This window comes from Alkalihalobacillus sp. TS-13 (assembly GCF_019720915.1).
In the GTDB taxonomy this organism is placed as follows: domain Bacteria; phylum Bacillota; class Bacilli; order Bacillales; family Fictibacillaceae; genus Pseudalkalibacillus.
Genome location: NZ_JAHKSI010000001.1, coordinates 179,028 through 205,303, shown reverse-complemented (window position 1 = coordinate 205,303; position 26,276 = coordinate 179,028). Strand labels below are relative to the sequence as shown.

Below are 26,276 nucleotides of genomic sequence, written 5' to 3'. Positions count from 1 at the left end.
CTTCATTAATTTTACTAATATTCATTATTATAAAGATTCATTTTACTAATGCAAAGGGTTAGCGTATGTTATTTATAACCAATCATTAGGAGGTTCATTATCATGTTGAATAGACTATCTGACCCTGTTGTCGGAATGATTTATACTCTTGCAGCCTTTGTCGCCTGGGGCATTTTGCCGATCTACTGGTATTTTCTCAAGGGAATACCTGCCTATGAGATTTTTGCTCACCGGATTCTATGGTCCTTCTTTTTTGCTGCATTCATCCTGCTGTTGATCGGTGGATGGCCGCAGGTGAAAAAAGTGCTGACCAACCGGGTCCAGGCCACATGGGTGTTCTTGGCCGCCATCCTCATTAGTGCGAACTGGTTCCTTTTCATATGGGCGGTCACATCGAATCATGTAATCGGAGCAAGCTTAGGGTATTACATTAACCCGCTACTAAGTATTGTGTTAGGCGTGATCATCTTTCGGGAAAAATTGAACCATTGGAAGGTCAGTTCTCTGTTGCTTGCTGCAACCGGTGTGTTGATCATGACGATCCAATTCGGTCAGGTTCCCTGGGTAGCACTGATCATCGCATCGACATTTGCTTTATATGGTGTGGTGAAAAAAGTCGTCAAGGTCGAACCACTTGTTTCTGTGACCCTGGAAACGCTATTCATTTTACCACTTGTCCTGTCCTATCTTCTCTTCCTCCAAGTAAAAGGAACCGCTTCTCTGGGTCATGTGTCCATTCTTGAAACGATCTTCTTACTTGGTGCCGGCGCTGTCACTGCGCTCCCGCTTTTATGGTTTTCAAAAGGGGCACAAAAGGTCCCATTATCGACGATCGGCTTTCTTCAATACATCAACCCGACCATTCAACTGCTCGTCGGAATCTATTTCTTTCATGAGACATTCACGAATACACATCTCATCAGCTTCGGATTCATATGGGTCGCGCTCACACTCTTCTCCTTGTCACAAATCAACTTCAAGAAGTATTTACAGTTGAGAGTCCCAGTAAAGGACAAGTGCACTGGATAACTTTTTAAAGGATCTGTGAAATATTACATTTGAATTCAGGAATGGTAAAAGACTTTGTTTCCTTCCTCATCATGTCATGGGGTTTGTATTACTTATCGATCATGAGCGCATAAAGAATTTAATGAATGATTTTTTAAAAAGAAACGAATTCAACTGAATCTATGCAAGAAAGACCTGAGTTAGTATCATTTTTCTGCTCAGGTCTTTCTATATTCTTCATCTGCATCCGAGTGAATTCACTGTAATTCCAATTTTTAAAATGTTATAAAGCTTCACTGCTTTTCTATAGTGTTTGATAAGTAGATTTGTCCTGACCCAATAATTAAAGATTTCCCCCCAATTTTAACCTTTTGAATTGCGTCTCCTTCTTTGATGATGGTTATATCAATAAAACTCGGTCTACCCATTTCCAACCCTTGTTCACTTCTTATAGTATGAATTCCACTAGTTTCAGAAGGAACGACACCATGCTTTACTAAATAAGCGCCTAAGGGTCCGCTCGCTGCACCTGTTGCAGGATCTTCTGAAATACCCATTGCAGGCGCGAACATTCTGCTATGAACAGTAGATTGTGGTTCTTCTGTTTCTGTTGCAAACGTAAAAATATGTTTCGTATTTGGATCCTCGCTAAAATACTTTTCCCATACATCGGTGCGAAAGCTAATCTTTTTCATCGCGGATAGTGTACGGACTGGGATGTACAAAAAGGGCACTCCTGATGAAACTGTTTGAATTGGAAAGGTTGGATCCAAATCTTCTAAGGAAAGTGACAACAGGTTTGCCGCTAATTCCCTCTCTGTATATTCATCACCAAAGGAAGGTAAAGGTTGTTCCATCTCTACTTTTGATATGCCGCTATCAAGCATTTCCACTGTTACAGGAACATCCCCTACCCCTTCTTCAAATATCCAATCATTTAAACCGATATTCGTTTCAATCATTCCATTCTCAGCCATAACGTAAGCAGCACCTATTGTGGGATGGCCAGCCATATGCAATTCGACTTGGGGAGTGAATATCCTTAGGTTCTTGTTTTTATTGGGATCACTGGCCTTACGAATAAACACCGTTTCTGATAAATTTAATTCTCTGGCTATCGTCTGCATGAGATCAGGGGTCAAATTGTCTTTTTCTTCAAACACAGCCAATTGGTTTCCTCCAAAAGGTTTTGTAGTGAACACATCGATTAACGTATAATTCAAAGTTTTCATGTGTATTCCTCCTTTTCTTACTTTAATCATATGGCAGTGTTTTACATTAATCAAATGAATGTTTATAATAATTAATATGAATCAAATTAATGAATTGATCTGGAGGTATTGATGTGACCTTACTTCAATATGAAATTTTCAAGGAAGTAATTGAATCAGGTAGTTTTACGAAAGCTGGGGACAAATTGGGACTTACGCAATCTGCCGTGAGTCACGCCATAAAGAGCCTTGAGGCTGAACTCGATCTTACACTTTTGAAAAGAGGACGTTCCGGCGTTTTTTTAACATTTGAAGGAGAGAGAATTCTTACATATATAAGACAAATCCTGAATCTATCGGAAAAATTGAAACAAGAGGCTGGTAGATTGAATGGATTGGAAATTGGAATCATTCGAATCGGTACGTTTCCAAGTGTTTCATCCTATTTGTTGCCTTCTATAATAGAAAGGTTTCATTCCATGTATCCTTCAATCAAAGTTGAATTCTATGAAGGCGGTTACCATGAACTTAGACACTTGATAGCATCCGGTGTAATTGATATTGGTTTTCTGACTGCTGAACATACTGAGAACCTGGATTTCATACCATTATTTGACGATCATCTAAAGGTTATATTACCTAGTTCACACCCCTTGAAAAATGAAAAACAAGTCAGTATACACGATATAGCTACAGAGCCATTTATAATGCCCAAAGCTGGCTGCGATGATTTGATTAAAGCACTATTCAAGACCAATAACCTTAGACCTAATGTATATTGCGAAATCGCAGATAACCAGACAATTATAGCCATGGTGCAAAAAAACTTAGGGATCAGCATCGTCCCAGAAATCGTCATGCAAACAACCAGAGATTTGGCCACTGCTGAGTTAAATGAAGAATCCTTCCGAACAATTGGATTGGCTCTTCAAAACTTGAATACTGTATCCCCTGCAGTTACAGCATTCATTGAATTAACAAAATCTATGGTTGATAAAAAATAGAAAGAGGGTTTAATATGCGATTTGCTTAGTGATTTTAGGTTTTAATAGACAAAGGAGATGGTATAGTAAAGATAAAAATAAAGGAGGTAGTCTGTTTGGAAATGACAAGGGAAGAATTTAAAGGTGGAAATAACATTGCTCTAAAGATTCCTAAATTCAAATACAGCGAGACGGTGCATTTTTATAAGGAAGTGATAAAGCTACCATATTTAGGCTTCATGTCTGAATCACATGCCTTTCAGTTTGGTGATGCCACACTGTGGTTGGATTGTATGGAAAATTATTCTCAACAAGATGTATGGCTGGAGATTCAGACAGACAATGTGGAGATAGCAGCAGAGTATTTACATAAGAATCACATTAATAGAAGAGACGAAGTGGAGGTACACGAGAACTCAGAGGGTTACTGGATTTCGGATCCCTGTGGAACGATACTCAGAGTCAATCCACGAAAATAGGAATTAAATAAACCGAGCATGCAAGTTATTCCTGAAACGGGCGCAATTCTGAAGTAGTGAATTGTGCTCTTTCTTCATGTATAGAGCCAGATTGTGGAGGATAAATAAAATGGTTTGGGGGAATCGCAACTTTTTATGATTTTATACATTTTTAGTACCAGGTAATAATACCATGTGTTAAAGTGGAGTAAGAATATGATGAGGAGTGAAATGGATGACTCGATCAAAAGCCCGTATTACAGCCATCGGATCTTATGTTCCAGAACGTGTATTATCCAATGCTGATTTAGAAAATATGGTCGATACAAATAATGAATGGATCGTTCAAAGAACCGGCATGAAAGAACGGCGTATAACGGATGAAGGTGAATTTACATCTGATTTATGTATTAATGCCGTAGAAAATTTAATACAGAAATACAATAAAACTGTTGAAGACGTGGATTTAATCCTTGTATCCACTTCTACAGCGGATTTCGCATTTCCAAGCGTAGCTTGTCAAGTTCAAGAAAAATTTAAATTGAAAAGTATTGGTGCCCTTGATTTGAATGCGACATGTGCTGGATTTACATATGGGTTACACGTCGCTAATGGTTTAATCACCTCCGGACTTCATAAAAAAATATTGGTGATTGGGGGAGAAGCTTTATCGAAAGTTACAGATTACACGGATCGTTCAACTTGTGTTCTGTTTGGTGATGGGGCTGGGGCTGTTTTAGTCGAATACGATGAGCAAGATCCAAGTTTTATATCTTCCGTTTTAGGAACGAATGGTGAGGGTGGGATTCATCTTTATCGTTCTGGCTTGTCAAAGGAAATGAATGGTTTGAAGTTGCTTGGTAATGGAAATATGGTTCAAAACGGACGTGAAGTGTACAAGTGGGCCGTACGAATGGTTCCAATCGGCCTCCAAACATTGTTAGAAGAAGCCAATTTAAGAACAGAGGACATTGACTGGTTTGTGCCTCATAGTGCCAATTTAAGAATGATTGAATCCATTTGTGAAAAGTCACATATCAGCATGGATAATACATTATATAGTGTTGAGAGTATGGGAAATACCTCATCGGCATCGATACCATTAGCACTCGACCTTGGCATAAAAGAAAAAAAATTACACTATGGAGATACGGTTGTCCTGTATGGTTTTGGCGGAGGGCTTACATATACGGGATTAGTTGTTAAATGGGGAGTTCCGGACAGATAAGATCAAATCAGTTAAATAGAAGATCATATATGTAAAATGTACACCATCTTTATTGTCGGTATTCCAGAATCGGGAGAGGTGAAGTAAATGCAGATTATAAGAGGTAAACGAAGTTTTGATTTGGATGATTTCTTAAAGAAGCCGTTATTTGCTCATCTTTCAACTGCTTCATACGAAGGACCAAGGGAATCTCCAGTGTGGTTTCTTTGGGAAGATAAATGCCTTTGGATAATAGGAAATCCTGGAGATACTTTTCCATTAAGGATAGAAAAGAATCCGAATTGCGCCATCGGTATTGTTGATTTTGATCCTGGTATAGGGAAGGTATTGCATGCAGGTTTCAGAGGAAAAGCAACAGTAGAACCATTTAACTTTGACTTAGCTAAGCGGTTATTTAGTAAATATTTGGGTTCAAACGAAAAGGACTGGGATTCTAGATTCAAAAATCAAGATCCTCAAAATGTCTTTATTCGTTTTCTACCTGAAACTGTAGTAGTAAGGGATCAGTCATATAATATAAAAAGATAATATATAAATTATCAGGGGCTTCTCTGAAATATTAGTTTTAACGTGATTTCCTGCATAATGATCTTCCGCTAAAGGGCGCAATTCAAGAAGATCGGATTGCGTCCATTGTTCCGTTTTAAAGGGGGCGTTTGTGTAAGAAAGAATGAAGAGGAGGAACGTTTTCAGGAAAATTCTTGTTAAAAAGGGTGATTAAGATAGGCTTTGAAATATATAGATTAATACATATAATCTTAACTGGAATTATTACCGTGCCAATAGTTCTTTTTGTTGCCACTGGTGGAATAGGTGAAAATTATACAGGAAATGCATTTGTTTATCCACAATTTCTTTTAATTATTTTAGTTTGGCTGGTGGGTGCAATTTTTTCATACATAAAGAAATTTACTAAATTAGGATTAATTATAAGTGCATTACCACCGTTGTACTTTATTCTAAAGATTCTCTTTGCGATCTTAGATATTTATATATAGTTACATTGTTGAAAGAAATATTATTATGGAAAATGGATACGATCAGTAAAAATCTATGTTCAACAAACGGAGGCATTTGTGAAGGAAGTATGAAGAATAGAAACTTTTATGCATGATTTCAAAAACAACAGGAAGTGAAATATATGGAAAACACTATACGTTATACAAGTGATCCCCCTGAAGATTTCAAGCAATTACTGATCTTATACGAATCTTTAGGGTGGAATTCACTTGGATTAACAGTTAATGACTTAAAACAAATGTGCAATCAAAGTTGGTATGCAATATATGCTTTTGATAAACAACAATTAGTGGGTATGGGACGTGTGATCTCGGATGGTGTGGTTACTGGAATTATTTGCGGAGTCGGTGTGCTTCCAAAATATCAATCCAATGGCATCGGCAAAGAAATGTTTAACCGAATCATTAAACATTGTGAGCAAAATCGAGTTATTCCCCAACTTATGTGTGTAGAAAATTTGCAGTCCTATTATGAATCTTTAGGCTTTAAAAAATTTTCAATTGGAATGACAAGAATTTAACTTCTGTATATCTTCTTTTATTGTAAGGCTAATTTTTATTTTCACTTCCTCTGTTTCTATTTGGGTTTATATAATCCTGGCTTGGAATTAAGAGATAAGCCATCACTTTGATATGTTTAGTTAATTTCCAACAATATGTTATGTATTCTTTATTGAAAATGAGAGAGGCAATAGTCATTTACAATTGCATGAGAAACCGGATGCTTTTTGGTATTAATGAAAAACTCAGGACCAATTTAAAGCGCCCTGAGCTCAACCAAATAATTACATGTTATTTTTTCGACAGTGTAGATATATACTCTTTCACAACTTCATACACATATTCCTGGTTTGCGGCTGCCGTATCCGGGTTATATTCCCCGTCATTCGTTTTATTGTTGGAGAGGATGCGGATCCCCAGGAACGGCACATCATACGCTTTAGCAATTTGGGCTGCCGCTGCCCCTTCCATCTCTTCCACTGACGTCCCATACTTTTCGTGGAACCAGTTGATGCGATCGAATTCATTATTCCAGACATCCGCAGAACCGATCGTCCCTTCGACAACCTTCCCTTTTCTATACGTATCTTTTACAGAATTGGCTGCAGCGAGCAATTCTTCATCGCCTTTATAGTATCGGATTTTCTCGGCATTCGGATCTTCACCCGCACTGCCTTCTGAAGCCATCAAGTCCATCGGCTTCCATTCCGTCGATTCGATTCCTTGCCCTTCATCTATATCACTTGTTTTTAACGAACCGAGGTTGGTCGTTCTTTTTCCTAAAACGATATCAAACACATGCAGATCCGGATCATGTCCGCCTGATGTCCCCTGGTTGATGATCGCTGCCGGATCGTACTTTTCAATTGCCACAGCCGTAGCTGCTGCTGTATTCTCCATACCCTTTCCAGTCTTCGAGACAATCACCGGATAACCATCGACGGTCCCTTTGTAAAAGACGAACGTGCCTGATTTTTCTTCTTCAACATCTTCAAGCCTTTCAGCAAATTTTTCCGCTTCAATCGGCATCGGACCTTCGATAAGGATCGGCTGTTGGGCTTCATCTTTTTCGCTTGAGTCAGAACCTGAACCAGAACTGCAGCCTGCGAGTACGGATAACAAAAGTACAGGAATAAGAGCAAATCGAGTAAAAAGATTTTTCATGATCATTCTCTCCTTCTTCTGATTGTTCGTAGTTGTAGCATTCTCGTCCATAGAAAAAGGCCTAGAAAAGTAGAATTCTACCTTCTAGACCGATCAAGTCAAAGTATGGATTGCTATCACGAAAAAAACATCGCAAAAAATGCGTGACAACCTGATACTTCAACTCGTAGTCCGGTTCTTGCAATGGGAACCTGGTAGAAACACTCGGACCATATTACCGAGCATATACGAGAAATGCGCTATGAGATTTCTATGCAATATAGCAAACTCATAATCAATAATCAACGAAAAAACTGAACTTTAATTCGAAAATGACACGAGAATGTTCGTGTTTACTCAAAAACAGGTCCATCGTCCCTCCAACAATGCTAAAGTCTCGGGTACAAGGAATCGACACCCACTTCCTATTTAAATCATAGTTTGTAAAATATTGTAGGTTGATAGAATGAATTAGCTTGGAATCTATTGTCAAATGATTTTCCGTATAGTACCCTGTCAACGATTTAAATCACACCGCTTCAAAAGTGGACTAGTTCATTGGTGGTATAACAGCTGTTATCAAAAATGAGGAGGAATCATATTGTCCAGGTTACAAAAGCAACTCTCAACCCTTTTCATCGTGTTTTTGGCCATTGGAATCATTGCCCCTACACAGACACAAGCGAGTACTGACGGCGGAGGCTATTGGCTTCCGGAAGACAAAGTCGAAAAAGCAACGAAACTCATGAAGGAAGGTAAACCCATTGGGGACCTCGGAATCAGGCCGGATCAAATCCAGCAAGAAGATGGCTTTCAGACGTTAGACAAACTGAAGAAAGCAGACCAACAAAGTGAAACGACCTACAGAGCAAACTTGTCCCCTCCGATCAAGACAGCAGTTGGATGGACACCTCCGGAATTCGACTATGACCATATCCAGACGGTAGAAGAATGTCGACAAAGTCCAGACAGCGGTTCTCAAACCGGATATATCAAAAACCGCTATTCTTTCTGTTGGTCCCATGTTGCGACCTATGAAATAATCGATTGTAGAGGTTGGATATGTAATACGGAAGCAGTCCAATTCCAATTTACAGAGATAGGATATGGTTCCAATCAAAGCCGGAAGATGAGGGTCTATTACACCCTTGATGATATCCTCGTAACTGATCCGTCACTGAACGGAGCCAAACTGAAAATCGATATGGTATGTGAATCAAAACTGAACCCAGGGGACTGTAAAGAAGACCCTGATTATCCAGAAACGGAGCGAACGATCGCCCAATGGAAAAACACGAACTTCAGCTTAGAAATGTTCACCTCGGAAGCACCTCCAGCAACGGATGCCAATCCTGACCGACTCGGATACATGGATTTCTGGCCAGAACTTACCCTCACACACGCACCAAACAAGTTCAAAAAGACGATTGATGGCATCAAACAGACCGTCCGTTATGACTCTGCTAGATACATGTTCGCGTTCCCTGATCAATACTTCCGACAAGGAGCGGTATTCAGCAAAGCCACACCGATATTCAATGTCCCGATAACGGAACCAGAATTCGAAATGTTAGATGAAGCCGGCCAGCACTGGAAGTATGCCATGGACCATCCGGAACAGACGAAGCCACAAATGATAGGAAAACAGATACCAGGAGCAGTGGGAGAAAGCACGCTGACACGGATGTATACGAAACGCCATCAAGAGGATTATAACCGTAATCGGAATAAGACAAGAAGGGTATGTGACCGTGAATTTGGCGACGAAGACCGGACCGGTAAGCAATGTGACGAATATCCGTTTGCCTCCACATGGCAAGGCTCTGCCACGAACGGTGCCGACAATTTTTCTGTGAAAATGATTTCCGCAGATTCCAATCAAGCCGCAGGAACATGGCTGGGTGCCTGGTACGCGTATGATCGGATCCTGGATGGAGATGAGTTTCACGTAGAGGTCGAAGCACCGGAAAAAATAGCGACAATCCGATCGGAAGGGCAGCCTCAGGACGGACAGGACAACCGATCAAGTGATAACTTCACGATCGATAACATCCCTCCTTATGCAACCAAGTTACAGTGGAAAATCGTCGATGGGCCTAAGGATGCCAAATTCGATGTCATGAAAGACATCAGCTTTGGCATAGACGAAACAATCTTCTACGACCTTACAGATGGATCCGAATCAGAAATCGAAACGAGCGAAGATTTCTACATCGCCAGACCAGAAAACACTGATGGCGAAAGCTTTACAGTCGAGGTCTATGCCATCCCTTAATAGGATTCATAATTCAATTAAATACAAAAAGGGCTTGAAGTTCTGACCTCAAGCTCTTTTTGTTTGGTTTACCTAGCCATTCTGGGAATAAAATGAGTTAATATCTTATTTGATTAATTTATTTTTGAATAACCTAATCATTTAATCCTTTTCCATCGAGGATTTGCTGCATATATTTTTCAACCCTTGATTCTCGAGTTTTGGATTGTTTGGCTTTAGAAAAATAAAGAATGTATGCTCTTTGCCGTCCCGGCGTCAATGCTTCAAAAGCAGATTTCAAATCAGGGATTTCATCGAATTTATTTTGCAATTCTTCAGGAATGTTGAATTCTGTTTTCTTTTTAACTTCCAAACCCGCTTTTTCAACTTCAATAGCTTCATGAATATAGGCTTTCAAGATCGGTTCCATTTCAACGATTTCTTGAACACTGGTGAACCGAATCTGGCGCGCAGCCTGTACATTTTCCGTTTGCTGGACTAGTATCCCATGAGCATCCTTTAACAAGGCACCTTTGTGAAATAGAAGCGCACAATAGTCTTTAAACCCATGTATTAAAACGATGTTTTTACCCTCAAACATATAACAAGGATGCATCCACTTGATATCCTCGGTCAGCTCACAGTCAAGGACGATATTTCTCAACTTCTCAAATTCTTCCTTCCACTTTGTGGTTTTCTTTAAAAATCCATCTACCTTACGATTCTTTCTACTATTTGTCATCAGAACACCCTCTCTCCAATTTTTCAATCAGTTGGACTCCTGTCACTTTTAATAGAATTCAGGAGCAATGCATCTAGCTTTTTTCCTAGCTCTTTTGAAATACCTGTAACCCGGCAACCTTGTTTCAGGTGAACGAATGAGCCCTTTTTTATAAAGATAGTATTTCAACGGGTCTGGATTTGTTTCCTGAAATAATAGAGTTGTAATCGGATAAGTTCTTTTCAGTATTTGTAACGCTTTAATGTGGTCATTTTCTCTTACATTCTGGAAGATATCCAGAAAGTCTTTCGTCGCCAAATGGGAAGATACTTGGATTCCCCCCGAACCACAACTTCTACGGGTTTATAAAGTACTCTTTAATATTCATCTATTGTGGGACTTTCACCTGTTGTTGCTAAGGGCATTATTCCTGAAATCCCCTGGTTGATATAGTGATCAATTAATTTGACGTATGATTGAAGGTCGATCTCTCCATCTTTAAAAGGGGTAACTATAGGTAACCCTACTCCTTCAATTTTCAATTTCAAGCCCTCTCTATTAATCGTCTTTTCCCTGGAGATGAACCCACTTAGTATATATTTGCTTCCTTATTCAACATTCCTGCCTCTTCATTCAAGTTTCAGATATTACCAGCGATTAATTTATGTACACATTGTAATCGATTAACATTTCCCACAATATTCACAGCCAGATTCGCATTGTAATTCACAAAGAAAAGAGCTCAGATCTGAGCTCTTTCTTACGTTAATATGCGAAGGGCTTTGTTCCATTAGAGCATCCTATAGTGGAATAACGGACGCATTTCAAGACTTCTTAATTGAACCCTATATTATGGAAAATCGTTATTAAAGCTCTCTTTGTTTCAATAAGGAATGACTTTTATTTGTATTTTTGTAGATTTTTCTTCATAAGGGATGCTATTTGTATATTATCCTGTTGAGAAGTGTTTTCAAGATGTTTAATAATTAATTCTTGGCGTTCCACAGTATGATTTTGACTTAATTTAGCTTTTGCTTCAATTTTTGTGATTTTTATTTTGAACACTACAATTCCTTTACTCAATCCTTCGATATAACCAGGTTCAACATCATTTAAATTGTATGTACTATCAGGAGTTTCATATTTAGTTACCAAGTCATTTAAAGAATCGAATATCACTTTTCTATCTTCGACAATCTCCATCTTTCCATATAAATGGATAGACACATAATTCCAAGTAGGTACTGCTTTGGTTGTTTCGTACCAAGTAGGTGAAATATAACAGTGAGGACCTTGGAAAACCGCAAGGACTTGTTGGTTTTCAACATCCTTCCACTGTTCGTTCGGACGTGCAAAATGACCATATAATGCTTTTTCAGATTTATTTAACACCAGTGGAAGATGAGTAGCGTAGGGTTCTCCTTTATACTGGGAAAATAAAGTTGCAAAGCCATATTTTTCGATAAAATCATAAATTACTTCTTCATCATCAATATTAAAATGTTTAGGTATATACATAATAATCCACCTTTCAAAATATGAGAGTTTTGGTCATTATAAAGTCTATTTGTTCTTCATCACCCATATAAAAAGAGTGGGATCCAGTTTGAACAAACCCCATTTTCTTGTAAAAGGCGATAGCATTTTCATTTTTTTCCCATACGCCTAGCCAGATTTTCTTTTTATTACGTTCCGTCGCAATTTCCATAGCTTTATTTAGCAGATATTTACCAAGCCCATGTTTTTGAAATTTGTTTATTATATAAATCCTCTCGATTTCAAGTAAGTCATCACCCATTTCTTCAGACTGAGCATCCCTGGTATTGACCTTTAAATATCCAGTGACTTCATGATTAAAATAAACAAAAAAGAATTCCGAAGAAATGTTAGATAATTCGTTTTCTACTTGATTTAAGTTAAATGCCTTTTCCAAATAGGCATTCATATTTTCTGGTGCATTTTCAAGCCTAAATGTCTCTTTAAAAGTTTCATAACTAATTTCTTGAAGTTTACGTGAGTCTTCGAGGGTACACTTTTTTAGATGTATCGTCATTTAACTATGTCGCTCCTTTATATAATCAATAAATTCTCTTGTTTCCCTTTTTTACAAATTCCCAGTCTTTCTCTATATTTTTCCTTACTCTTTGAAGAAGATTGAAAATGGTTTCCACTTCTCTCTCAGAAAATCCCTCTAATGCAACGATATTTGAATACTCATTTTCTCTTTTTATAAAAGGATAAACATTTTTCCCTTTCTCTGTCGGAAAGAGTTTTTTAATTTTTTTGTTCTCATTATCTTCTTTCTTTTCAATAAAGCCATTAATTTCAAGTTTTTTGATAGCACGAGCTGTTGTTGTTCGATCTACTTTGATCATCTCAGCTAACTTTTCTTGAATGATTCCTGGGTTTTCACATATTCTCACAAGGTACAAATACTGCCCTTTTGTAAGGTCATATTCTTTAAATTCTATATTACTTATGGAATCTAATGCCCTTGCTATCATTCCAATTTCACGAAGAATTTCTATCATAATTAACTCCTTAGTATATATTTTTATTGCAAATGCAATAAAAATAGCCTATATTAAATTTAACCTAATTTTGTTGCATTTGCAATAAAAAAATACAGATGAAGAGGTCGAATAAAGTGAAATATGCTTTTTATGTATTAGGAATTTTACTATTAACCCTTGGTATTTCTTTTACTATACAATCAGATCTTGGCACTACACCTTTTGATGCACTTTTGGTAGGACTGTCCATAAATGCCGGGCTTACTGTGGGAAGTTGGGAAATAATAATTGCATTAATATTGATAGGTTGTAATTCATTTTTAAAAAGACAAAAACCAGAAGTGTTGGGGTTGTTAACAGCATTTATAACGGGGATTAGTATTGATATGTGGCTCTTTATATTGAACAATTTGATAACACCTGAACTATGGTACAGCAAAGTTTTTTGTTTTGGAATCGGCTTAGTTGTTATAGGATTAGGAACTGCAACATATTTACACACAAATTTTGCCCCGATTCCAGTCGACCGATTAACATTGATCATACAAGAATTAACTAGAACAAATATATTTTTTTCGAGATCGTTCATTTACCTCGTATTCTTGATAATGGCAATAATTTTTAAGGGGCCAATTGGCGTTGGAACTTTATTAACCGTTTGCTTAGGGGGACTAATCCTTAATTACTTTATGCCATTAACTGAAAAGGTATTAGACCGCATATTAATATGCTCTAGTACATCGGCAAATTATGATAAGAGATAAATATCATTCAAAAAGCACGAAGTATTTCTTCCGATGATTGATTAATTTTATTTAAGTCAAAATCATTTAGAAGACTGTCTGAAAGGTTATATTTTTCTTTTAAGTGTAAAATTCTTTCCACGCTTTCATCTATTCTTTCTTCACTTATTGTCCCATCTTTCACAGCTTTTGTTAAACTGCTGACAACTTTCATTTTATTTTCATGTCCATGGCAAACTAAAACAATGTCATTTCCTGCTTGAACCGCTTTTACGGAAGCTTCACCTATATCATAGTTCTTTATAATTGCCCCCATCGTCAGATCATCGGTTATAACAACTCCATTAAAGTCCAATTCTTCTCTTAAAATATTGGTGATCACATTTTTGGATAAAGAGGAAGGATATTCACTGTCTATTTCAGGCAACAGGATATGCGCAACCATCGTCATATCAGCTTGTTGATTCACAGCATTTTGAAATGGCACCAATTCCATTTGGCGAAGTCTTTCCAAACCGTGGTTCACAACCGGTAATCCTAGATGCGAATCAACATTTGTATCACCATGACCTGGAAAATGCTTAACTACTGGTATAATGCTTTTTGATTGTATACCTTTCATTTCTTCAATTCCCATCTTCGAAACAATTTCTTTATTATCTCCAAATGCCCTCTTTCCGATCACCGGGTTGTCGGGATTGCTATTGATATCCAAAACTGGTGCCATCGTCATATTGAATCCGAACAAGCTTACCCTTTCTCCAATCGCTTCCCCAACTTTAAAAGCAAGCTCCGAATTATTGGATTTTCCAATATCTTTACTGTCCGGCAAATTTATTATTTCAGGCGGCATTCTTGACACTAAGCCACCCTCTTCATCTACAGAAATAAAGATGGGAGTATCATGATGTACCGAATTTATTTCTTTTATCTGATTGTTCAGGTCCAATAATTGCTGCGAGCCAGTGATGTTCTTTTTAAATAAAATGACTCCCCCAATATGATTATCTTCTATTAACTTTCTAGTTTCTTCATTGATTTTGGTATCTTCAAACCCAAACATAAGCATTTGACCAATTTTTTCATCTATGGACATGGAATCCATTTTTTCTTTAATCCGATTTGTCACACCATCAGGCTGTGATCCTTCAGATTCATCACTTTCATCAGCAATATCTTCTTGCTGATCATTGCTTTCATCCCTGCTACCTTCATCCGTAAAATTTTCTGCATCGTTATTATGATCTTGATTGTTGTTATAGTTGGGAGCTTGGTTACATCCAATCAAAGAAATTATCATAATCAAAGTAAAACTAAACACTAATCCGTTCCAAATTTTATTGATTTTCATAATACCCTCCCTTAGTTTGACGGCTCACTCACCTATTTGAAATTCCTTCAAACTCAATTTCCTATCACACAAAGGGTTCATTCATTGTTTTGAGTTGCGAAATTTAGCCAACTACAACATTAAAAGACGCAAATAAAAGAAAAACGTTACTCAAGAATGTATATTGGAATAACATGTATATTCTTCAAAAAATAATATGAAGAAATTGAGAATCATAAAAAATTGTCCATCGTCTCACCCTTCGATTACAGCTATCACAAGTGTATTCCTATATAATGGAAAGAATGAATTTACATTTAATGCTTAAATACTATTGGTTGGTAAGAGATGTATGGGTTCTCTGGTGTAAAGAAGTGGATGAATCTGATTTCTGTCGAGGTATTATTCACTCAAAACTGTGGCTGAATAGCTGGTTGGTTTTGAGTAACGAGTAAACCAACCGTGCGGGTTTTAATACCAAAACTTAAAGCTATTCTTAAATATTTTTCAAAAAAAATGATAACAAACGTTATAACCGCTTGTTATCAATCTAAATGGAGGTGTTCAGGACACCTTTTTAGTTAATGGTGCGAAAAATAAGATTCATCTTCAATCTTTAGAATCATAACCTACAACAGTCCATATTCCAGTTGAATCCTGTCTTACCAATCGTTTTAAATAAACTCTCTCTGTAGGAGTTTTATTTCCACTAAAGTTATGGAAGGAACCGTGAATACCTGAGGATTTAAGTCACACTTACCCTTATATAGCATCAAATGAGATAACGGGTCAACAATCCGCTAATGACGCCAAGGACGACGGCTGGGAGAAAACTTTTTAAAAGTTTCATACCAATTGCACTGAAAAGACAGCCGATGAGTACTGGGAGGGAAAGAACAAGCTGCCCATCCACCGGTACGAAGATTTGTTTGATGATCAGTGCAGTTAGAATGCCCACGGGTACATAATTGAAATAGAGACGCAAGGTCGGACTCATCTCCCGGCCAGCCATGAACTCAACACCGATGATCCGTGAAACATACGTAGTGACCGATAATAAACCGATCAGCAGCCAATGGTTGAACATTCATATCCTCCCCTTCAAATAGAGACCTACAAGTGGTGCAAGGATTCCGGTTAGGATGATCGTCAATTGACTTCCTGGCATGAAAGACTCAAGACCGATAGCAATCACAACGGCAGCCAGGGCTGTCCCGATCACAGGCTTACCTTTTAGGCTTGGGATAAGAAGCGCGACAAATGTGACCGGAAACGCCAGGTCTAATCCCCATTTTTGCGGATCCACTTGATTACCGATCATCGCACCAATCAGCGAGGAGAAAAACCAGGCGATATAGAAACTTAAAGCGACAACGCCAAAGTAAAGGGGATCAGGTCCATGACGATTAAACCTTGAACTCCCCAGCACAAAAGGTTCATCTGATACACCGAAAGACAATAGCCACCGCCATTTCTTTGCCGGTACAAGACCTTCAGCAAGCGCAGCACCGTATAACAAATTGCGTAAATTCAACAATAATGAGGTGGAAAGTACACTTACCATACTTGCTCCAGTCGCGATCATAGCAACAGCTACCATCTGAACAGATCCTGAAAACACCAACAAGGACATTGCTACAGTGGCAAATATGCTGAAGTGGGCTTGATTGGCAATCACGCCATAGGATAAACCATATGCCGCGATGGCAATCGCTAAGGGTAAAGCTTCCAGAAAGGCCGTTTTGATCGTTCTTCTTTTATCCTCCACGTACTCCACCTCCCAGGTTTTGCAGACGTTAAAGTATGCTATAATAAAGGATGATATATTATAATATACCATTCATTATACTTTAATTTTTCTGTTTGTAAATTAAAATGTACCTATAGTTCATTAAAATATACATAAATCTGAATGAAAGAACGCTAGGAGGATGTTCAAATGAACTCAAATAGATCGTGGGATGATGGAGATGCAGGAAAACAGATTGGGACGAACCTAAGGCAATTCCGTAAGAATAAAGGAATCAGTATTGAGGGGTTGGCGACACAAATCGGAGTAAGCAAATTGACCTTGATCAAGATTGAAAATGGAGAAGGCAACCCGACACTGTCTGTCATCTGGAAGATTGCGAATGGATTGAATGTTCCTGTAAGCACGCTCTTGTCGATCGATTCTGATGTCTCGGTAGCCCGAAAGGAAAAGGGGCTGCAGATAGCCAGCTCTGATGAAGTTTTGGTGGCAGAACCTTTGTTTCAATCACGGGGTTCAATGGAGCTTTATCGTGGATACCTCAAACCGGACAGTGAATATCTCTCAGAAGCACATCCGTCTGGTGTGATGGAATATGTAGCGGTCATGACAGGTGAATTGATCATGGAAATGGATGGAGAGACCTATCATCTTGAAGAACACGATTCAATCCGGTTTGCGGGAAATCGGCCGCATAAATATATCAACCCGACCGACTCTCTAACCACCTTACACTTTGTCATCACTTATAATCATCTATAAGTAAAAGATCCATTAATTGAGCTGTTTTTTCTGGGAGACCCTTAAAGAATCAGCTTCCAACCCATATGGCAATACGTTCATGCTAACTGCTGCACTCGCCATTGTTGCCGTTATCATCAGTGCTGTCCTTCGCATCCTGCTTGCTGAAACAGAGCACATATAAACATGTAAAACCTGAGTGGCATTGATGATCGCAGCTCAGGTCTATTTAGGTTAGTTATTTTTGTGACATGAGTAAAGAGGCTGACCCGGTATCGGATAAGCCTCTTTGTTGGTTGTATTATTTATTAATATTGGAATTCTTCTTTTAATAAGCCCATCACGATGGTGTCATAATAGTTCCCATCGATAAAGGCATCCTTCCTCAGTCGTCCTTCCACCACAAAACCGCACTTTTCATAAGAACGTATAGCTTGTACGTTTCCACTCCAGGTATCGAGCTGTACACGGTTCAAATTCATTGTCTGAAACAAATAATGAATAAGTGTTTTCATAGCATCTGTTCCATAACCTTGACCCCAGTACTCTTTAGCCCCGATTCCAATACCTACCGTACATCGCCTTGAAACAATATTCAGTTCGCGGTACCCGATCAACCCAATATGTTTTGGTCTGTCTCCCAGCGTATAAATGGAGAATTCTCCAACCTCACGTTTATCCAATTTCTTAATTGCTTTCTCATAATCGTCTTCGATTTTTTCAATAGGTACATGACTATGGCGAAAGAATCCACTGTCTGCTTCCAATTTTGCGGTTTCCTCATCGTTCAGCCATCCATACGTTCTTTTGAAGTCTTCAAGTGACACAGGCCGTAGTTCTACTTTTAACCCAGTGATCATAGGTGTGATCCCATCCTTTGAATTGTTTTATAGCTGGTCTAAAGAAACGAGAGATAGAAAGATTAAGACGTACCATAAGCACCACACCCTTTTCCACTGAATTTGGAACGATATATATCTTCTGTATAAACTTTTGATTCCCTTCTAACTCTTTTTTAAGTTCTTTGACACAACCTAATCGTTCTAAAATAATTTCGGTGTAACTACAATTAAAATAGCGATATTTTTTGAGAGGGGGAATTATGATGAGTAATAATCAACCAACGCCAGGGCACTTTTATTTGGATTCTAACAACCCTATGCTGATCCCACCTGAAAAGCAAGCAGCACAACCTGAAGCGATAACGGAAAGGACATTTATCGAAAGATCATTAGCCGAAAATCGGTTTTGGCTCCGTATTATGAAGGAACATGCCTTATTTTTAGGAGAAGGTTTCAATCGCAAGGATAAGAACTTGATTCAGCAAACAGATCGATTTTTCCAATATTTCGAGCAACTAGAGAAACGGGCACTTCAAGCACCTACATCTGTTCAGGCAGTTAGAAAGTTGAATGAAGACAGCATACAACTGGTCTATGGATTCCGGAATTTCAAAAGGAATCTCCTGATCCTGATTGTTAACTGTAAAATTTCCGGGTTCAACTTTCCGCTATTGGTCGATCATATCGCCAGGGAAGCAGAGTATTTTATGAGGACTTTACAAAAGTTCAATCAAGGTGTACTTGATCCTGTCCAAGATGCGATCATTAGTGAAAATGTGTTCTGGTTACGGATCATGATGGAGCACTCCCGTTTCATCTCTGCTTTACTCGATCAGTCTGAACGTAATCTTGTAAATACAGCTCGTAAATTTGGAGATGACTTTGAAGTTCTCTTGAATCAGGCAAGAGATGTGGAATCGATGTTATACAATAAAAAACCGACTTATCCGATCATTACAAGGATGAACCAGGAGAGCGAAAGTGCAACAGAAGAATTACGAGATTTTAAGAAGGCCGGGCTGGAATTGATTAAAACGTGCCAAATCAGAAATGTAATCAATCCGCTGCTGGCAGATCATGTTGTACGTGAAGCAGAACACTTCCTTTATATGATTCATGTCTTAGAAGAAAGATTAACGACAAAAATAAATCAAGAAAAAGGATGATCCAATGACCCCGCAAAACCAAAATCAAACCTTGAATTACGCCAAAATCGGTTGAATTCAGGGTTTTTGTGTGGCAACAGGTTTGTGGTGAGCTACTAGATTAAATTACACCCTATTCAGATTTAAAGGAAAGTTTATTCGGATTGATTCATACAATTATTTCAATTGATCAAGAGGGGGAATGACTGTTGAGAAAGATACCTGTATCTGGGTTTGTATATGAATGTGATGAAAATCATTCCGGATCAGAACATTCGCATACTTTGTATCTAACACACTGGGATGGTAGACCTGTCCATGTTCACGAGTTTGAAGGCGTGACATCCTTTAACGTTGGACACCGTCACGGATATGAGGGGATAACAGAACCTGCCCCTAGTGGCGTACAACATACCCATCGGTTTCATACCATTACAACCTTTGATGATGGGCATCGACATGAAATAATAGGGGTCACCGGACCGGCTATTCCCGTTCCTGAAGGTGGGCATATCCACGAGTTCGAAGGTGAGACTACTGTAGATGGAATGCCACCACATGAACATTCCTATAGTGGCAAGACTAGTGCCGAATAATCGTTTCAATAAAAGGGATTGCAAAAAGATCTATTGCACTCTTCCTACAATCCCTACTCGTTCTTTTAAAATGCTTTAACATGATGAATGATTAGTTCTTAAATACACGATTAGACTGGAACATTAGCATGATCGTATATCTTTTTTAAGGCCGGTTTCCCGTCTTCTATAACAAAAGAAGCACGGGTTGCTATTGGGGCACCTGGTTTCGATACAAAAGGGACGACCTGATAATCGGTTTGCCATTTATCTTGTGTCAATGTGCAACGGACATAACCACGCTGATTATTGAAAAATTTGATATGTGGATTTTCTGCCAATATTTCAGCAGTATTGCCCCGGACATCTGATCCGTCTCCGCCGGAAGAAATGGAAGTCCCTACAAATTCGACACCGACATTTTCAGACTCAGGGTCATTAAAGTTCGCTCTGATCTCATTCGCCCAGCTTGAATGGACATCACCTGTCAGCACCACCGGATTGGAAATGTTCTTGCTCTTTATAAAATCAAGGATCCGTTGACGTGCTGCTGGATAGCCATCCCATGCATCCATGCTGTAATGTTCAGCATCCGGTCCAAACCCATAATCACGACGTGCGAAAAAGACTTGTTGGGCAAGGACTTTCCATTTTGCAGTTGAAGCTGCAAGTCCATTTAAAAGCCAACGTTCTTGTTCGTCACCAAGCAATGTCCGGTTCGGATCCATTGACTCCTCACTAGGGCTATCCCATCCATCCCCATTGGCTTGATCATCACGGTATTGTCGAGTATCCAATACATTGAATTCCACTAGGTTTCCAAAAGAGAGGCGTCGGTACAGCTGCATATCGATCCCGTCCGGAAAAGAGGATCTGCGGAGCGGCATGTGCTCATAATAGGCCTGTAAAGCGATCGCTCTTCGTTTCAAAAAATCTTCTTTTGATTGCTTATGAGGGTCTTGAGGAACTTCATCTGCCCAGTTGTTATCGATTTCATGGTCATCAAGCGTCACTAGCCATGGGAGGTTTGCATGGGCAGCTTGCAAGTCGCTGTCCAACTTATATAACGCATAGCGGTTTCGATAATCTTCTATTGTATAGATTTCTGGAAAGTCTTTATCAAAAGGTCTGACACCACTTGAATCATGTCGTCCTTCGTAAATATAATCCCCTAGATGGATGACAAGGTCGAGGTCGTCTTTTGCCATGTGCTGGTATGCCGTAAAATAACCTGCTTTCCAATACTGGCACGAAGCGTACGCGAACGTAAACTTATCTACAGTTTGACCGATTGCAGGCGCTGTCTTCGTCCTTCCGACCGGACTGATTTCAGGACCAGCCTTAAAGCGGTAGTAATACCAAGTGGCAGGCTGCAGCCCATTCACTTCCACATGAACAGAATGTCCTAGGGAAGGTTTTGAAACCTCTGTGCCTCTTTGGACGGTTTTTTTGAAGTCTGGATCCACCGAAACTTCCCACTGAACTGGAAAGGGGTTGGATGACATTCCCCCGCCATTCAATGGATCTGGTGCTAATCTTGTCCATAAAACAACCCCATCTGGTAACGGATCACCTGATGCAACACCTAACGTGAATGGATAAGGCAATGCATTGGAAGTTGCACCTATCTCTTTCATTGGGAAGGCGTTGAGGATTGATGCTCCAAATGCTACACCGACTACTTTACCTGATGTCTTGATAAAACTCTTCCTGCTAAGCTTCTTGGAATAATCCTTATAATCTGTCACTTTTATCCCTCCTTCTACAATTCACCTATTATTGTAGAGAAGAAATGTAAAGGATTTGTCATTCTATTGTAAATATTATCTAATGGAGACGAATTAGTCGTTTGGTATTGCTTTTCTAAAATTTCTAACGATCAAGACATGACTATTGGAGGAAAAATCATTTTGTTACTGATTTCCTACCCTATTAAATAAAACCTAGACAACTAAGCATATGACTCCTTATTATTTTTACAAAGCATTCCATAAAAAAGCAGCCTTAAAAGGGCTGCTTTTCACCAACGTTCTATTGTTTTAGATCAGGATTTTCACGTTTTGCTTCTTTTACCTTAGGTTTGCGATAACCACCGGCAATGTCAGCTTGTTTAAATTCTTTCGCATATTGGACTTCTTGCGCGTCTGAGAGTTGGATCCCATCTCCTCGGATAGGTTGATACTGTGCCTTACGTCCCATAGTACTCATCCTTTCTGTTGGAATTGGGTTATATTCATGTTTTTCCCGTCGTAAAAAGGTGTTAAACATGATCCGCTTCCAATCAGTCCATTAGGCAGCTTCCGTATTGTTTTGATTGTCATTCGCTTTGGTTTTCCATCCGATCCAGAATAGAAGGGCAAGAATTCCAAGAATGACGAGGACAACAAGGATGTTCGACTGGATCAATTTGATGAGATTGCCGAGTACGATACCAACGACACCAAAGTCTGCATCTCCGAATGTTGTTCCCTCAAAGCCAAGTGAGCCTAGGACAGGCAACAACAGCGCTGGCAAGAAGCTGATCATGACACCGTTCGCCATCGAACCGATGATCGCCCCTTTCCGTCCACCTGTCGCATTTCCGAACACCCCTGCTGCAGCTCCTGTGAAAAAGTGCGGCACCAATCCAGGAACGATTACTTTTAGACCAAGCAACGGCAAGAATGCCATACTTACCAACCCCGCGATAAAACTAAATAAAAATCCGATGATGACAGCGTTACTCGCAAACGGGAATATCGCCGGGCAATCGAGTGCTGGTTTTGCATTCGGGACAACTTTATCCGCAATCCCTTTAAAGGCCGGGACGATTTCACCAAGAAGCATACGAACACCTGCTAAGATGATGTACACACCTGCAGCGAATGTAAGACCTTGCATGAAGCCGAAGACAAGGAAGTTCTGCCCTCCGCTCAATTCTGATTCAACGTAAGAAGAACCTGCAAATCCTGCGACGATGAAGAACAGGATGACCATCGTCAACGATACTGAAACTGACGTGTCACGCAAGAATCCAAGTGACTTAGGTACTTTGATCTCTTCTGTGGATTTTGAATTTTTACCGACCGCTTTTCCGACCGCAGCGGATACGAAATAACCGATGGACCCGAAGTGGCCGATCGCAAAGTCATCAGAACCTGTCACCTTGCGAGTGAACGGTTGCAGCATCGCTGGGGACAATACCATCAACGACCCTAAGATAATCGAACCGATGATGACCATTGTGACACCGGATAATCCCCCCGTTTTTAAAATGACCGCAATCATACACGCCATGAACATCGTATGGTGACCTGTCAGAAAGATATATTTGAATGGCGTGAAACGTGCCAGCAAAATATTGACGACCATCCCGAACAGCATGATCATCGCTGTCTCAGTTCCAAAGCTCTCCTGTGCAAGAGCGACGATCGCCTCATTGTTCGGGATGACACCTTCGACTGAGAAAGCTTCATTGAACATGGCGCTGAACTTGTCCAGTGATTGGACGAGCACGCCTGCTCCAGCCCCAAGGATGACGAAGCCCAATACTGTCTTAAGCGTTCCTGAAACGACATCCCCTGAGTTTTTCTTTTGGACGAGCAACCCGACCAGCGCGAATAATCCAACGAGGATTGCAGGCGTCCCTAAGATATCATTCATTATTAAATCGACCATGTGTTACCGCCCCTTTGATTTGAATTTGAACTACAAATTATTTTCGAGCGCTTCTCGAAGTTCGTTCTTATCCATCAGATTCTTCAACTTGACGATGTTTTTCTTTCCATCTTCCAGGCTGTCCACAATATCTTCAGAACCTAGAAATAGGTCTGCCTGTTCGGTCTTCGCTGTGGTAAGGTCCGTGTGGGAAACTTCAGCTTCCTTACCCATATCTTTCAACGCCGCATTGACGTTCATTTCCACGATCATGCTGCTTCCTAACCCATTTCCACATACAACTAAAATCTTTTTCATTTCAAATTCCTCCCTTTATTTTATGTTTAAGCAGTGACACATTGATCGATCAATTCCATCACGGTCGTGCTGTCTTCCGCAGAAATCAATCGTTCGACGTTCTCTTCACTCGATAAAAGCTCTGTCAATTGTGCCAGCGCTTTCAGATGCGTCTGATTGTCGATTGCCGCAAGCACGATGATCAAATGCGCCTGATGCTTCGATTGTGAAGAAAAATAGACAGGTTCATTCAATCGCAACAGGCTCATCCCAAGCCTTTCCACGCCCGCTTCCGGGCGTGCGTGAGGAATCGCGATCCTCGGAGCGATTACAATGTATGGTCCAAGCTCCTTCACATTTTCAATCATCGCTTCCACATAATCCGTACGGATCGAACCCAATTCGACGAGCGGCTGCGCAGCGATTCGGATCGATTCCTCCCAATCAGCAGCTCTGTCTTTGAGCTGGATGGTTTTCTCTGTCAATAATTCATTGAGCATAGGCTTCCGTAGCTCCTTTGCTTGTGGTGACTTTGTTTTCAACAACTCCGATAATTCCCTTTTCAATTCCTCTCTTCCATAGACGTTCGCATGCCGTTCTACAACCTCCAGCACCTGATCCGGTAAATCCTTACGTCTTGACTCTGGTCCGAAAAGCTCATTCATACGCTGGAACACGTATTCTTTTTCCACGGTGGATAAGATGGCCGGTACATGAATGACTGGAATTCCCTTCGGTTTGATGAAATTCGTGGAGAAGATCACATCAACGTTGTAATCCTTCTTCCGGAACTCCCTCATGGAAAGCGTTTCGATGACTTCGAGTCCTGTTATCAGATTTTCTAATTGCGCCTTCAGCATATTGGACGTACCGATTCCATTCTCACATACGATGATCGCTTTATATTTCGTCTCGACCTGCTTCTTTTCTTTCGTAAGCCAACCGCCAAAATGTAAGGTGATATAGGCGACTTCCTCATCAGGAATCGGTTGGCCGACATAATACTCCAGGTGAAGCATCACCCTTTTTGTCAAATGGAACAGGTCCTTATAGTTCTCCTGGATGCTTTCGGATAATTCGTTTCCGATTTTCACCCCGTATTTCAATCGGTAATAGGTCGGTTTTATATGGGAGATGAGATTCCCTTCGAGTCCCTTACGGTCATCAAAAATGACACACGCATAAGTTTGGAAGTCAGAAATCATCCTACTGACAACCTGTTGGAGCCCAATCAGTTCACTTTCAGCATAACGACTGAAATCATCATGATGCACTTTAGACCCAAGAAGGTTCATCGTAACGAAACAAACCTCATCATCAGGAATCTCAACCTCCCACATATCCTCAAGCTTTTTAGTGATATGCAATGCCGCCTGGTAAGCCTCCGTCTGTTGGAGCACACCCTTTTCTTCCGGGTCGACAGCGACAAATTTGCTTAGATGATTTCGTTTTAACATGATGAACACTTGGAGGGATAAGATCTCGACCATCTCGTCCGTAAGGGTCAGTCCTAGTTCTTTTTCCGCTTCATAAAGCAGCGTTTTGACGGATTCTTTCTTCCCTTGATCCGTTCCTTCATCGCCTAGCTGGATCATCCGCAGGATTTCATTGCGCACATTGACCAGCTCTTTATGTGAAAGGGCTGTAGATAATACGTCTGATAGCATCCGTCTTTTGCTATCTTCTGCTCCTTCCAGAACATAACCGGATCCAGGCTTGTAATGGAGCTCCAGTTCGTTTCGATCGAGTTCTTCCTTGATCGACTTGAGCGTCTCAGCAACCGTTCCCCGGCTCATTCCAGTAAGTTCCATGAAACGGTCCATAGACGCATCCTGTTCTTCTAATAGAATGGTAGCTTTGATCAGCAATTCACGCTCTTGTTTAGACAATTGATATTGCCAGCCATCATATCCCTCTTGATGATGGACCTCCACCTCTGCTCGCGTATTTCCCGGCAGGTAGAGACCTTTCCCTCTGATATTTTCAATCTGGTCCAAGTGTTGTTCTTCCAACCAGTGGTTGATATGATGCAGGTCATAATAGATGGTGCGTTGCGAAACCCCCATCTTTCTGACCAATTCTTTTGTCGGGATGGGAGTATAAGAATGTTGAATGATGGATAACAAGTGTGCACGCCTTCTATCCAATACCATGGGGATCCCCCTTATCTATGAATCT

The 26,276-nt window shown here is 39.9% G+C and carries 30 protein-coding genes and 1 riboswitch; of the genes, 13 read left to right on the top strand and 17 right to left on the bottom strand.

What is annotated here, in order from left to right:
• Nucleotides 1–102 precede the first annotated feature (102 nt).
• A complete protein-coding gene (rarD, locus tag KOL94_RS00965) occupies nt 103–1,029 on the top strand; it encodes an EamA family transporter RarD (RefSeq protein ID WP_221563294.1) in 927 nt (308 codons plus the stop codon).
• A 272-nt stretch (nt 1,030–1,301) separates the two neighbouring features.
• Here rarD and KOL94_RS00960 read toward each other — a convergent pair whose 3' ends face one another.
• A complete protein-coding gene (locus KOL94_RS00960) occupies nt 1,302–2,294 on the bottom strand; it encodes a PhzF family phenazine biosynthesis protein (RefSeq protein WP_260412154.1) in 993 nt (330 codons plus the stop codon).
• 59 nt (nt 2,295–2,353) lie between these two features.
• Here KOL94_RS00960 and KOL94_RS00955 point away from each other — a divergent pair, with 59 nt between their 5' ends.
• From KOL94_RS00955 to KOL94_RS00930, 6 genes are all read left to right on the top strand, one after another.
• Nucleotides 2,354–3,223, top strand: coding sequence for a LysR family transcriptional regulator (locus tag KOL94_RS00955; protein ID WP_221563293.1), 870 nt, complete (start codon nt 2,354–2,356; stop codon nt 3,221–3,223).
• 101 nt (nt 3,224–3,324) lie between these two features.
• Entirely contained in the window at nt 3,325–3,681 is a 357-nt protein-coding gene (locus KOL94_RS00950) for a hypothetical protein (RefSeq protein ID WP_221567534.1), read from the top strand.
• A 214-nt stretch (nt 3,682–3,895) separates the two neighbouring features.
• On the top strand, nt 3,896–4,888 hold the full coding sequence (locus KOL94_RS00945) for a ketoacyl-ACP synthase III (RefSeq protein WP_221563292.1): 993 nt from the start codon (nt 3,896–3,898) through the stop codon (nt 4,886–4,888).
• Nucleotides 4,889–4,975: 87 nt separating this feature from the next.
• Nucleotides 4,976–5,416 carry a pyridoxamine 5'-phosphate oxidase family protein gene (locus KOL94_RS00940; protein WP_221563291.1) on the top strand — a complete coding sequence of 147 codons (441 nt, stop codon included), beginning with the start codon at nt 4,976–4,978 and terminating at the stop codon, nt 5,414–5,416.
• Nucleotides 5,417–5,589: 173 nt separating this feature from the next.
• Nucleotides 5,590–5,886: a hypothetical protein gene (locus tag KOL94_RS00935; protein ID WP_221563289.1), complete on the top strand. Its 297-nt coding sequence runs from the start codon at nt 5,590–5,592 to the stop codon at nt 5,884–5,886.
• Between the two features lie 143 nt (nt 5,887–6,029).
• The gene (locus tag KOL94_RS00930; RefSeq protein WP_221563287.1) at nt 6,030–6,428 is read left to right on the top strand and encodes a GNAT family N-acetyltransferase; all 399 of its coding nucleotides are present in this window, start codon (nt 6,030–6,032) and stop codon (nt 6,426–6,428) included.
• 271 nt (nt 6,429–6,699) lie between these two features.
• On the opposite strand, the gene KOL94_RS00925 is transcribed toward KOL94_RS00930, so the two are convergent.
• A complete protein-coding gene (locus KOL94_RS00925) occupies nt 6,700–7,572 on the bottom strand; it encodes a 5'-methylthioadenosine/S-adenosylhomocysteine nucleosidase (RefSeq protein WP_221563285.1) in 873 nt (290 codons plus the stop codon).
• 147 nt (nt 7,573–7,719) lie between these two features.
• Nucleotides 7,720–7,823: riboswitch (purine riboswitch) on the bottom strand.
• A 329-nt stretch (nt 7,824–8,152) separates the two neighbouring features.
• On the opposite strand from KOL94_RS00925, the gene KOL94_RS00920 reads away from it, so the two are divergent.
• Nucleotides 8,153–9,826: a NucA/NucB deoxyribonuclease domain-containing protein gene (locus tag KOL94_RS00920; RefSeq protein ID WP_221563283.1), complete on the top strand. Its 1,674-nt coding sequence runs from the start codon at nt 8,153–8,155 to the stop codon at nt 9,824–9,826.
• 133 nt (nt 9,827–9,959) lie between these two features.
• Here KOL94_RS00920 and KOL94_RS00915 read toward each other — a convergent pair whose 3' ends face one another.
• The 6 genes from KOL94_RS00915 to KOL94_RS00890 all read right to left on the bottom strand — a co-directional run bounded on the left by KOL94_RS00915 (nt 9,960) and on the right by KOL94_RS00890 (nt 13,057).
• Nucleotides 9,960–10,547 (bottom strand): YdeI/OmpD-associated family protein, encoded by a 588-nt coding sequence (locus KOL94_RS00915; protein ID WP_221567533.1) that lies wholly within the window; start codon nt 10,545–10,547, stop codon nt 9,960–9,962.
• 48 nt (nt 10,548–10,595) lie between these two features.
• Complete coding sequence (locus KOL94_RS25730; RefSeq protein WP_369010061.1) at nt 10,596–10,862, bottom strand: dihydrodipicolinate synthase family protein; 267 nt, start codon at nt 10,860–10,862, stop codon at nt 10,596–10,598.
• 41 nt (nt 10,863–10,903) lie between these two features.
• Entirely contained in the window at nt 10,904–11,068 is a 165-nt protein-coding gene (locus tag KOL94_RS00905; RefSeq protein WP_221563279.1) for a dihydrodipicolinate synthase family protein, read from the bottom strand.
• Nucleotides 11,069–11,426: 358 nt separating this feature from the next.
• Nucleotides 11,427–12,044, bottom strand: coding sequence for an FMN-binding negative transcriptional regulator (locus KOL94_RS00900; protein WP_221563277.1), 618 nt, complete (start codon nt 12,042–12,044; stop codon nt 11,427–11,429).
• Between the two features lie 13 nt (nt 12,045–12,057).
• Nucleotides 12,058–12,579, bottom strand: a complete 522-nt coding sequence (gene paiA / locus KOL94_RS00895) for a spermidine/spermine N(1)-acetyltransferase (RefSeq protein ID WP_221563275.1) — start codon at nt 12,577–12,579, stop codon at nt 12,058–12,060.
• Nucleotides 12,580–12,604: 25 nt separating this feature from the next.
• Nucleotides 12,605–13,057: a MarR family winged helix-turn-helix transcriptional regulator gene (locus KOL94_RS00890; protein ID WP_221563273.1), complete on the bottom strand. Its 453-nt coding sequence runs from the start codon at nt 13,055–13,057 to the stop codon at nt 12,605–12,607.
• Nucleotides 13,058–13,173: 116 nt separating this feature from the next.
• On the opposite strand from KOL94_RS00890, the gene KOL94_RS00885 reads away from it, so the two are divergent.
• On the top strand, nt 13,174–13,803 hold the full coding sequence (locus KOL94_RS00885) for a YczE/YyaS/YitT family protein (RefSeq protein WP_221563271.1): 630 nt from the start codon (nt 13,174–13,176) through the stop codon (nt 13,801–13,803).
• A 7-nt stretch (nt 13,804–13,810) separates the two neighbouring features.
• Here KOL94_RS00885 and nagZ read toward each other — a convergent pair whose 3' ends face one another.
• The 3 genes from nagZ to KOL94_RS00870 all read right to left on the bottom strand — a co-directional run bounded on the left by nagZ (nt 13,811) and on the right by KOL94_RS00870 (nt 16,880).
• Nucleotides 13,811–15,133 (bottom strand): beta-N-acetylhexosaminidase, encoded by a 1,323-nt coding sequence (nagZ, locus tag KOL94_RS00880; protein ID WP_221563269.1) that lies wholly within the window; start codon nt 15,131–15,133, stop codon nt 13,811–13,813.
• Nucleotides 15,134–15,884: 751 nt separating this feature from the next.
• Entirely contained in the window at nt 15,885–16,199 is a 315-nt protein-coding gene (locus tag KOL94_RS00875; protein ID WP_221563267.1) for an AzlD domain-containing protein, read from the bottom strand.
• Nucleotides 16,200–16,880: an AzlC family ABC transporter permease gene (locus tag KOL94_RS00870; RefSeq protein ID WP_221563265.1), complete on the bottom strand. Its 681-nt coding sequence runs from the start codon at nt 16,878–16,880 to the stop codon at nt 16,200–16,202.
• Between the two features lie 171 nt (nt 16,881–17,051).
• On the opposite strand from KOL94_RS00870, the gene KOL94_RS00865 reads away from it, so the two are divergent.
• Nucleotides 17,052–17,624 (top strand): helix-turn-helix domain-containing protein, encoded by a 573-nt coding sequence (locus KOL94_RS00865; protein ID WP_221563263.1) that lies wholly within the window; start codon nt 17,052–17,054, stop codon nt 17,622–17,624.
• 16 nt (nt 17,625–17,640) lie between these two features.
• On the top strand, nt 17,641–17,787 hold the full coding sequence (locus KOL94_RS00860) for a hypothetical protein (protein WP_221563261.1): 147 nt from the start codon (nt 17,641–17,643) through the stop codon (nt 17,785–17,787).
• 124 nt (nt 17,788–17,911) lie between these two features.
• Here KOL94_RS00860 and KOL94_RS00855 read toward each other — a convergent pair whose 3' ends face one another.
• On the bottom strand, nt 17,912–18,463 hold the full coding sequence (locus KOL94_RS00855) for a GNAT family N-acetyltransferase (RefSeq protein WP_221563259.1): 552 nt from the start codon (nt 18,461–18,463) through the stop codon (nt 17,912–17,914).
• A gap of 245 nt (nt 18,464–18,708) precedes the next feature.
• Here KOL94_RS00855 and KOL94_RS00850 point away from each other — a divergent pair, with 245 nt between their 5' ends.
• Both KOL94_RS00850 and KOL94_RS00845 read left to right on the top strand, forming a co-directional pair.
• A complete protein-coding gene (locus tag KOL94_RS00850; protein ID WP_221563257.1) occupies nt 18,709–19,611 on the top strand; it encodes a DUF2935 domain-containing protein in 903 nt (300 codons plus the stop codon).
• Nucleotides 19,612–19,799: 188 nt separating this feature from the next.
• A complete protein-coding gene (locus KOL94_RS00845; RefSeq protein WP_221563255.1) occupies nt 19,800–20,186 on the top strand; it encodes a YmaF family protein in 387 nt (128 codons plus the stop codon).
• Nucleotides 20,187–20,296: 110 nt separating this feature from the next.
• On the opposite strand, the gene KOL94_RS00840 is transcribed toward KOL94_RS00845, so the two are convergent.
• From KOL94_RS00840 to KOL94_RS00820, 5 genes are all read right to left on the bottom strand, one after another.
• Entirely contained in the window at nt 20,297–21,913 is a 1,617-nt protein-coding gene (locus tag KOL94_RS00840) for an alkaline phosphatase D family protein (protein WP_311775089.1), read from the bottom strand.
• Nucleotides 21,914–22,196: 283 nt separating this feature from the next.
• On the bottom strand, nt 22,197–22,364 hold the full coding sequence (locus KOL94_RS00835; RefSeq protein WP_221563253.1) for a YfhE family protein: 168 nt from the start codon (nt 22,362–22,364) through the stop codon (nt 22,197–22,199).
• A gap of 90 nt (nt 22,365–22,454) precedes the next feature.
• Entirely contained in the window at nt 22,455–23,822 is a 1,368-nt protein-coding gene (locus KOL94_RS00830; protein ID WP_221563251.1) for a PTS ascorbate transporter subunit IIC, read from the bottom strand.
• Between the two features lie 30 nt (nt 23,823–23,852).
• On the bottom strand, nt 23,853–24,119 hold the full coding sequence (locus KOL94_RS00825) for a PTS sugar transporter subunit IIB (RefSeq protein WP_221563249.1): 267 nt from the start codon (nt 24,117–24,119) through the stop codon (nt 23,853–23,855).
• 26 nt (nt 24,120–24,145) lie between these two features.
• Complete coding sequence (locus KOL94_RS00820; RefSeq protein ID WP_221563247.1) at nt 24,146–26,251, bottom strand: BglG family transcription antiterminator; 2,106 nt, start codon at nt 26,249–26,251, stop codon at nt 24,146–24,148.
• Nucleotides 26,252–26,276: the final 25 nt, after the last annotated feature.

What these genes read in the sequence shown, in the direction of transcription:
- KOL94_RS00875 (WP_221563267.1), bottom strand. Translation starts at nt 16,199, where the DNA reads ATGTTCAACCATTGGCTGCTGATCGGTTTATTATCGGTCACTACGTAT.
- KOL94_RS00825 (WP_221563249.1), bottom strand. Translation starts at nt 24,119, where the DNA reads ATGAAAAAGATTTTAGTTGTATGTGGAAATGGGTTAGGAAGCAGCATG.
- KOL94_RS00925 (WP_221563285.1), bottom strand. Translation starts at nt 7,572, where the DNA reads ATGAAAAATCTTTTTACTCGATTTGCTCTTATTCCTGTACTTTTGTTA.
- paiA (WP_221563275.1), bottom strand. Translation starts at nt 12,579, where the DNA reads ATGACGATACATCTAAAAAAGTGTACCCTCGAAGACTCACGTAAACTT.
- KOL94_RS00940 (WP_221563291.1), top strand. Translation starts at nt 4,976, where the DNA reads ATGCAGATTATAAGAGGTAAACGAAGTTTTGATTTGGATGATTTCTTA.
- KOL94_RS00865 (WP_221563263.1), top strand. Translation starts at nt 17,052, where the DNA reads ATGAACTCAAATAGATCGTGGGATGATGGAGATGCAGGAAAACAGATT.
- KOL94_RS00835 (WP_221563253.1), bottom strand. Translation starts at nt 22,364, where the DNA reads ATGGGACGTAAGGCACAGTATCAACCTATCCGAGGAGATGGGATCCAA.
- KOL94_RS00915 (WP_221567533.1), bottom strand. Translation starts at nt 10,547, where the DNA reads ATGACAAATAGTAGAAAGAATCGTAAGGTAGATGGATTTTTAAAGAAA.
- KOL94_RS00850 (WP_221563257.1), top strand. Translation starts at nt 18,709, where the DNA reads ATGAGTAATAATCAACCAACGCCAGGGCACTTTTATTTGGATTCTAAC.
- KOL94_RS00830 (WP_221563251.1), bottom strand. Translation starts at nt 23,822, where the DNA reads ATGGTCGATTTAATAATGAATGATATCTTAGGGACGCCTGCAATCCTC.
- KOL94_RS00855 (WP_221563259.1), bottom strand. Translation starts at nt 18,463, where the DNA reads ATGATCACTGGGTTAAAAGTAGAACTACGGCCTGTGTCACTTGAAGAC.
- KOL94_RS00950 (WP_221567534.1), top strand. Translation starts at nt 3,325, where the DNA reads ATGACAAGGGAAGAATTTAAAGGTGGAAATAACATTGCTCTAAAGATT.
- rarD (WP_221563294.1), top strand. Translation starts at nt 103, where the DNA reads ATGTTGAATAGACTATCTGACCCTGTTGTCGGAATGATTTATACTCTT.
- KOL94_RS00945 (WP_221563292.1), top strand. Translation starts at nt 3,896, where the DNA reads ATGACTCGATCAAAAGCCCGTATTACAGCCATCGGATCTTATGTTCCA.
- KOL94_RS00900 (WP_221563277.1), bottom strand. Translation starts at nt 12,044, where the DNA reads ATGTATATACCTAAACATTTTAATATTGATGATGAAGAAGTAATTTAT.
- KOL94_RS00820 (WP_221563247.1), bottom strand. Translation starts at nt 26,251, where the DNA reads ATGGTATTGGATAGAAGGCGTGCACACTTGTTATCCATCATTCAACAT.
- nagZ (WP_221563269.1), bottom strand. Translation starts at nt 15,133, where the DNA reads ATGAAAATCAATAAAATTTGGAACGGATTAGTGTTTAGTTTTACTTTG.
- KOL94_RS00930 (WP_221563287.1), top strand. Translation starts at nt 6,030, where the DNA reads ATGGAAAACACTATACGTTATACAAGTGATCCCCCTGAAGATTTCAAG.
- KOL94_RS00890 (WP_221563273.1), bottom strand. Translation starts at nt 13,057, where the DNA reads ATGATAGAAATTCTTCGTGAAATTGGAATGATAGCAAGGGCATTAGAT.